The sequence below is a fragment of the Bacillus sp. AFS001701 genome, from assembly GCF_002559405.1.
Classification (GTDB): Bacteria; Bacillota; Bacilli; order Bacillales; family Bacillaceae_G; genus Gottfriedia.
In genome coordinates this window covers 1-7,205 of the sequence record NZ_NTZO01000415.1, presented here as the reverse complement: position 1 = coordinate 7,205, position 7,205 = coordinate 1, and the positions used below count along the sequence as shown (strand labels likewise).

Annotated in this window: 9 protein-coding genes; 3 read left to right on the top strand and 6 right to left on the bottom strand. The window is 30.7% G+C overall.

Annotated elements, in window-relative coordinates; genetic code table 11:
* Positions 1 to 57: 57 nt before the first annotated feature.
* A complete protein-coding gene (locus CN514_RS20365) occupies positions 58 to 1,242 on the top strand; it encodes an alanyl-tRNA editing protein (RefSeq protein ID WP_176526002.1) in 1,185 nt (394 codons plus the stop codon).
* Positions 1,243 to 1,363: 121 nt separating this feature from the next.
* Here the strand turns inward: CN514_RS20365 and CN514_RS20360 are convergent, their stop codons facing one another.
* The 3 genes from CN514_RS20360 to CN514_RS20350 form a co-directional block, all read right to left on the bottom strand.
* Positions 1,364 to 1,858, bottom strand: coding sequence for a GNAT family N-acetyltransferase (locus CN514_RS20360; protein ID WP_098234150.1), 495 nt, complete (start codon positions 1,856 to 1,858; stop codon positions 1,364 to 1,366).
* Positions 1,859 to 2,077: 219 nt separating this feature from the next.
* Positions 2,078 to 2,395, bottom strand: coding sequence for a hypothetical protein (locus tag CN514_RS20355; protein ID WP_098234149.1), 318 nt, complete (start codon positions 2,393 to 2,395; stop codon positions 2,078 to 2,080).
* A gap of 129 nt (positions 2,396 to 2,524) precedes the next feature.
* On the bottom strand, positions 2,525 to 3,034 hold the full coding sequence (locus tag CN514_RS20350) for a hypothetical protein (protein WP_098234148.1): 510 nt from the start codon (positions 3,032 to 3,034) through the stop codon (positions 2,525 to 2,527).
* Between the two features lie 140 nt (positions 3,035 to 3,174).
* Between CN514_RS20350 and CN514_RS20345 the strand changes: the two genes are divergently transcribed.
* On the top strand, positions 3,175 to 4,095 hold the full coding sequence (locus CN514_RS20345) for an ABC transporter permease (protein ID WP_098234147.1): 921 nt from the start codon (positions 3,175 to 3,177) through the stop codon (positions 4,093 to 4,095).
* 373 nt (positions 4,096 to 4,468) lie between these two features.
* Positions 4,469 to 5,692 carry an MFS transporter gene (locus CN514_RS20340; protein ID WP_098234146.1) on the top strand — a complete coding sequence of 408 codons (1,224 nt, stop codon included), beginning with the start codon at positions 4,469 to 4,471 and terminating at the stop codon, positions 5,690 to 5,692.
* 431 nt (positions 5,693 to 6,123) lie between these two features.
* On the opposite strand, the gene CN514_RS20335 is transcribed toward CN514_RS20340, so the two are convergent.
* The 3 genes from CN514_RS20335 to CN514_RS20325 form a co-directional block, all read right to left on the bottom strand.
* Positions 6,124 to 6,423, bottom strand: a complete 300-nt coding sequence (locus CN514_RS20335) for an SMI1/KNR4 family protein (RefSeq protein ID WP_098234145.1) — start codon at positions 6,421 to 6,423, stop codon at positions 6,124 to 6,126.
* Positions 6,424 to 6,651: 228 nt separating this feature from the next.
* Entirely contained in the window at positions 6,652 to 6,912 is a 261-nt protein-coding gene (locus tag CN514_RS20330; RefSeq protein ID WP_097977681.1) for a DUF1294 domain-containing protein, read from the bottom strand.
* 21 nt (positions 6,913 to 6,933) lie between these two features.
* The coding region (locus CN514_RS20325) for a YbaK/EbsC family protein (RefSeq protein ID WP_286141776.1) at positions 6,934 to 7,205 on the bottom strand (272 nt) is incomplete at its 5' end.

Below are 7,205 nucleotides of genomic sequence, written 5' to 3'. Positions count from 1 at the left end.
CTATCTAATTTAAATTAAACATCAAATTTTGGAAATTAAAAGATTAGAGGTATGATCATGGCAAATAAACTATATTTTGAACACCCCTCATTAAAAAAATGGTTTACTAAAATTACAGACATTAAAGAGGTTGATTCTTTATTTCATATCAAACTTGAGGATTCATCATTTTATCCTGAGGGTGGCGGGCAACCATCTGACTTCGGTACAATTAATGGGATCGAAATTGTTGATTTAATAGAAGATGATGAAGAAGTGATCCATGTCTTAAATGCAAGACCGGATACAACCGAAGCAACTTGTGAAATAAATTGGGATCGAAGAATTGATCATATGCAGCATCATAGTGGCCAACATTTACTTTCAGCAACAATTATTGAACTATTTGATATTCCTACTGTAAGTTTTCATCTAGGAAAAGAGACAGTTACGATTGACTTAGATACACCTTCTCTTTCTGCTGAACAATTAAATCAAATTGAAAGAGCAGTATATGAAAAGATTCTTGCAAATATTGAAATTAAAACATACTTCGTAAATAAAGAAGAATTAAATGCACTTAAACTTCGCAAATTACCAAAAGTTGAAGACAACATACGAATTGTTGAGATTTCACATACAGATTTATCTGCTTGTTGTGGTACGCATGTAAAACAAACAGGTGAAATTGGATTAATTAAATTAATTAAAACTGAAAAAGTAAGACAAACTACTCGACTTCATTTTAAATGTGGCTATAGAGCACTAGAAGAAGCTCAAAAAACTAGTAAAACATTAACAAATATTAATCAATTATTTAATACACATACTGATCAAGTAAAGGATAAAGTCGAAACGACAATTAATGAATTAAAAGAAGCGCAAAAAGAAATCGAGAAAATGAAAGAAACGATCTTTAACTCAATCTCTAACGAGTTACTATTAAATGCAACGAATGATATCATTATTAAAACATTTGAAGAAAAATTAGTAAAAGACTTACAATTACTCGCAAAGACAATCCAATCGAAAAAACCTTCATTACTTGTTTTTTCTAGTGTAAAAGAGCAAAAATTATTGCTAATTAATCAACTTAAAAATGATGTGCACTGTGGCGAACTAATAAAAAATTTACTAAAACAGGTTGAAGGAAAAGGAGGCGGCGGTGCAGGGCAAGCACAAGCAACATTTGAAACTTCTATCCAATTAAACGAAGCTGTAAATACTTTAAAACATATTCTTCTTAGTCAAGTAAATGTGTAATTCATAAGAAAAACAATTTTCACCTAAAAAGATTGTCAAATTAGACAATCATTCTAAAAAGAACAACGACGGACTGCTCAAGTCCACAGTTGTTCTTTTCTTGTTATGTATTCATATCTATCTATTCAACCGAATACTTATAGAATTTTTTATCGACCTTCATTACTGGAAATTTTTCAGGTAAATCAGTAACTTCTACACTTTTAAAACCATTTTTCTCATAAAATCTATGAGCTGCTAAAAATTGTGGAGTTGTACCAAGATAAATTGCTTTTATTGACATTTCTTTTGCCCATTTAATAGCATTATTTAATAAGAGACTTGCAGTTTTATATTTTGAACCTCTGTATTCTTTGTCTACAAACATCTTTCTTAACGCAACTTCTTGATTCCCTATATCTAAAAGACTGATCGTACCAACTACTTTATCGCCATAAAGAGCCACCCAAAAGTTCCCGTTTCCATTCTGATAAAATTCTTCTATAGTAAACAGATCAGGCTGGTCATCCTTGGTGATCTTAATATTGTATTCTTGTTGCTGAATATCAAGAATTAAATCTACTACTTGAGCTTGATAATCATTAGAGTATTCTTTCACAATTGGACTGCTGTTCATGAATTTACACCGCCTTTAAACTATTAAGTCATTACTGTTTTCAATTGATCCATTTCTTTTTACTATCACTGTTACCTCTATATTCAAGATAGAGATCGAGATGTCCTTTTTTCATATTTAACTAAATTGTTAAATTGTACAATTAAAAAAGCTGCATTTATACAACTTTTGAGGTTTACTAACTCAATAAGTTCTTTAATAAGAAATCATATTATATTACTAAAAATATTTATAAAAAAACTTTTTTGATGCTTCGTCTAATTTTCTTAGAAAAAGTTCTTTACATCGTTCATCATCTTCCAATAATGAGTCTACAAACGGTTGGTTTTTAAGCATTCCTTGAACACGTGAGTTTCTTGAAATTTTTTTTTTATTTTTATCATTTTCCAATAAAGTTGAAAACCACGGCAAATTTGATAATAAATTGATATTCTGTTCCACTCTTTCATTTTGCTGTTTATTAAACTCCCTAGAGGAGGAAGAAGGTGTTAACATCCCCCCAATAACATCTAATATAAATTCTAAAATAATACTCATCTGTTCTATAATCTCCCTATAACATTATTAATTTATAAAAGATTTTTTATCTCATAGGAACTGATTCTATTCATTCGTAATTAGAGATATTAATCATCGGATCTCCCACCCATATTACATTTTCTCAAGTTACTCGTATATTGAATTAGCCGTTTCAACTAGGTCTTTAATTGTATAATTTTTATCAATATCTGATAATTTGACCAACATTATCTCATGATAAAGTCCATCTTTTTTCCATCGAATTATTTTCGGACTTTCCTTATCATCTTTTACTATTATCACCTTTGTCCCATCTTTTAACTTTGTCGTTAATTGTTGTCCCTCACCAGAGAACTCGATGTTTTTTTGATGATATGTCGTGACTTCCAAAATAACCCCTTTTCCGTCCCTATAATTAATTGATGTTCGATTAATCGTATCATTTCCAATATTTTTTTGAACATCTATTGAGACATTCTTTACATTGAAAGGTAACCTCTTTGGTACAACTATTTCATATTGAATACCCTTAGGTAACAATTCTGCTTCTTTTTTTACCGTTTTAGGGTAATTTTCTTTTAGCTTATCAAGTTCACTATTCCCGTTCGTACAGGCAGTTAATAAAAGAATCGAGATTACTAAAATGATTTTTTTCACTTAGTCTAACCTCCTCTTTTTTATATTTCTTCAAATTATATTCAAATTCCTATATTTTTTTGTCTGCATCTCAATTTTCCTTATGCAACTTTACTGCCATTTACTTCAATAAAAAAAGCCGCATATAAGCAGCTTGGGTTATGCAAAAAATTCATTGCGTAAAGTTGCATAAGATTAATGATATCGAAACCAAACAAACCATCCTCCCGCCAAGTTGGGAGTACCCTTTTGGTGTTGACCGATTTGGTCGTAACATAATTTGGGCAGTCATTGACGGTGCAAGGTACACTATACTAATCGGTTTGATCGTTAGCATCTTGCGGGTTGGATTAGGTGTTTGCTTTGGGATTATTTACGGGATTTATTTGAAAAAGATGCAAACATTTTTTACAACTTTTGAACGAGCATTCCGTTTTATACCAGCAATTCTTCTCGTCATGTTGATCTTTGATGTGAATCTATTTAGTGATGCTACAAATGGCTTTTCTTATATAGTTTCAATCATTTTTTGGCTAACAATTGTTGCATTACCTTCACTTACCCAAGCGGTAGGTAATGAAATAAAACATTTTAGTAAAGAAGATTTTATTATTGCATCAAAACTGATGGGCGCAACGAAATTTCAGATTATTCGCAAACATATAATGCCATTTTTACGTTCTAGAATCTTACTCATGATTGTCCAACAAATGATTAGTATCTTATTATTACTTGTTCACTTAGCTGTATTTCGAGTGTTTGTCGGTGGTAGCACAACAGTTCATCTCGATTCTGTAAACAGTGTCAGTTTACCAAATACATATGAGTGGTCTGCGTTAATCGGCGTGTCCTACCAAGAATTAATGCTCAATCAGTGGATTGTTTTTGGACCAAGTATCGCATTTATTCTTACATTATTAGCATGCAATGTAATGAAAAGGATGTTAGAAAGTGCTGAAGTAAATGTTGTTAATCCAAAAACTAAGCAAACTACAATAAAAGAGATTAAACAATTAAAGAAATCGGACTTTTCGTTTGTCGAAGCCGTGGTAAGGAATAAGAACATTAAAGAGTTTCAGTAAAACATAAAAGGAACTTCGCTTGAAGTTCCTTTTTCATTCCAAATCCTTTTATAAGCGATGACATACGCTATATTATCCCCGAAATAAGATCATAATTTCAATCATCTTATGGTACTGTCCTACCATTTTGATCAATAAAAAGAATTACATCACAATTTCTACATTTTTACTTTTATTTCGATATGGAATTTCAGTATTCTATCTTCAATTATTCTCACATTTGTTATATAAGTACCACTTCAACAACCCAATTAATCAAAACCTATAAACTACTTTTTCTATTTTTATTTCGATTTTACATAGTCTTTTTTTACTATTGATGAGATAATAGATTTTGTCGAATTATATTAATGGTAATTGGGGAGAAATTTTTATGTGGAAGAACCGAAACGTTTGGATCGTGTTGTTCGGTGAATTTGGAGCTGGTATAGGTCTTTGGTTCGGAATTATCGGAAATTTGGAATTTATGCAAAAACATATACCTTCTGATTTCTTTAAATCGTTAATTCTTTTTTTCGGTTTATTAGCAGGAGTTTTTGTTGGTCCGTTGGCTGGACGGTTAATTGATCAATATTCAAAGAAAAAGATTTTATTAATTAGTGGTTTAGGTCGAACTTTAAGTGTGATTCTTATGTTTTTTGCAATACAATATGAAAGTATTGTTTTCATGGTCTTATTTTTAGTTATGCTGCAAATTTCTGCTGCATTTTACTTCCCAGCGCTTCAAGCTGTTATACCAATGATTGTGAAAAACGAACAGTTATTAACTTTAAATGGGATTCATATGAATATTTCTACAATTTCAAGAATTGCCGGAACTTCAATTGGTGGCATTTTAGTTGTATCAACTAGTCTCTCAAATGTATATGGAATGAGTATGCTGGCATATGCATTTTTGTTTTTAATGACGTTCTTTTTACGAATTGAAGAACCTACGATCAAACCAATTAATGTAGAAAAAACAAAAAAATCTAAATCTGATAAAGGTTTCGGTGAAATATTTGCACTCATAAGAAAAAGTCCCACAATCTTAAATTTATTTATCTTAAACCTGATTCCGGTACTTTTTCTTGGTGGATTCAATTTAATGGTAATCGAAATAAGTGATCTTCAACATGATCCTTCAGTTAAAGGCCTTATTTATACAAGTGAAGGGATCTCATTCATGATTGGAGCATTTGTCATTAAACGATTAACAAAAAGGTATACGAATAAGCAATTATTATACTTTTCAACTTTTTTAGTAGCTTTTGCTCAGCTATCACTTTTCTTTGCAGATCACCATTGGTTGACACTTATTTCATTTGCAATGTTTGGATTTTCAGTTGGTTGCTTCTTTCCTGTTTGTTCAACTGTTTTCCAAACTTCAATTGATAAATCATATCATGGTCGACTTTTCTCATTTAGAAGTATGTATGACAGGGTAACATTCCAGATTGTCCTTTTAAGTACAGGACTATTTTTAGATACAATTGGTTTACAATATATGGTTTTAATTTTCGGAACGGTTTCTCTCTTAATTCTTGCTAGATTGTTGTATAAAGACAAAAAATCTAAAGCAGAGTTAGTGAATGAAACCCAAAACTTATCAATGTAATTAAAAGAGGCTGTCTCAAAAGTCAGGTTAACTGACACAGAGGCGCCTCTTTTTAATTATTATTTATTAACTTTAATGGAATAATCGCGGGTATTACACCAGCGCTTTTCATATGTAGTTGATCAAATCGATCTCGTTTTTTAATAATTGATTGATTTTTAATGGATTTAGTAATATTTAGAACATATTTACTAGAAACTAATTTAAAATGATCAACAATCTTACAATTTTAAGGTCATAATACCCTAACCAGTATAGGTAATTGTAATTATAAATTTTATTTGCGATTTTCAGATTTTATTTGCAGTCCGCTGTTTTTTTGTAGTTTTTCATCATTTATTTGCACGAATAGATTACTTATTTGCAGTCCACTTATCTTCCCCATAAAAAAAGGGGGGCCCAATGTTGGAACACCCTCATTTTATTAAAATTCAATATCCATATGCAGCTAAAAATTCATTCAAACTTGAATACAATGTAACGACTTCCCATTTTCGTTCAAATTCATAGGCAGTACATACTTCCCCTGATTCCTCGTTGATGAAAATAACATCATCCGTTTCATCATCGAAGCCAATTATTAACCAATTTTCTGGCCATTGTATTTTTTTACTTAAGTCCTTTTTAGCCTCATTTAAATCTTCTTCTTTTATAAAATAGATCGTCATATTTTCATTTGAGACTTCATCTATACCTATTCCTTTAATTCTTGAAAACCATTCGTTTTGCATTTTTTATTCCCCACTTCCAATAAGAAAGCCTGTATCAACCAAGTGATCACAGGCTAACTTTTTTACTTTTGTGCTTTTTTTGATTCAGATAAATTTGATTTATCTTCGTAGTTTGGTTGTTTTTGACCGGCGTTATTTTTTCTTCCACCATTTCCACGTCCCATTTCTTTCGCCTCCTTAAATTGTCATAAAAATATTTTATACAATTAAGGTAAGACTATCCCAAAATTACAGGAAGAAAAAATAGATAACAAATTGGATAAATAGGATGATCCAATAACCAAAAACAAATTTTGGATGCTTTGTTTTATGTTTAAAATAATACATTCCTAAAATTGAACCAATCGAACCTCCGATAATTGCAAATAAAAATAAGATGCGTTCAGGAATTCTCCATGCTTTTCTTTTTGCCCGAGATTTATCAATTCCCATAATTGCAAATGAAACAATGTTAACGATTACTAAATAAAACATAAAATACCCTACCATTTGGATCCCTCATAAGACTCGTTATTTTGAAATTTTTGCTATTTTGCTACGAGTTGATTGTATTAAATCTTTTGCATTCAATTGAAGTTGTATACCTATTTTTCCACCGCTAACAATAATCTCTTCTATATTATTAACAGATTCTTCAATAAAAGTAGGGTATTGCTTTTTCATACCAATTGGTGAACAGCCACCTCGAACATATCCTGTGCTTGCTAAAAGGTCTTTCACTGGTAATAATTCTACTTTTTTTTCTCCAGCTGCTTTTGCTGCTAATTTTAAATCTAATTCTT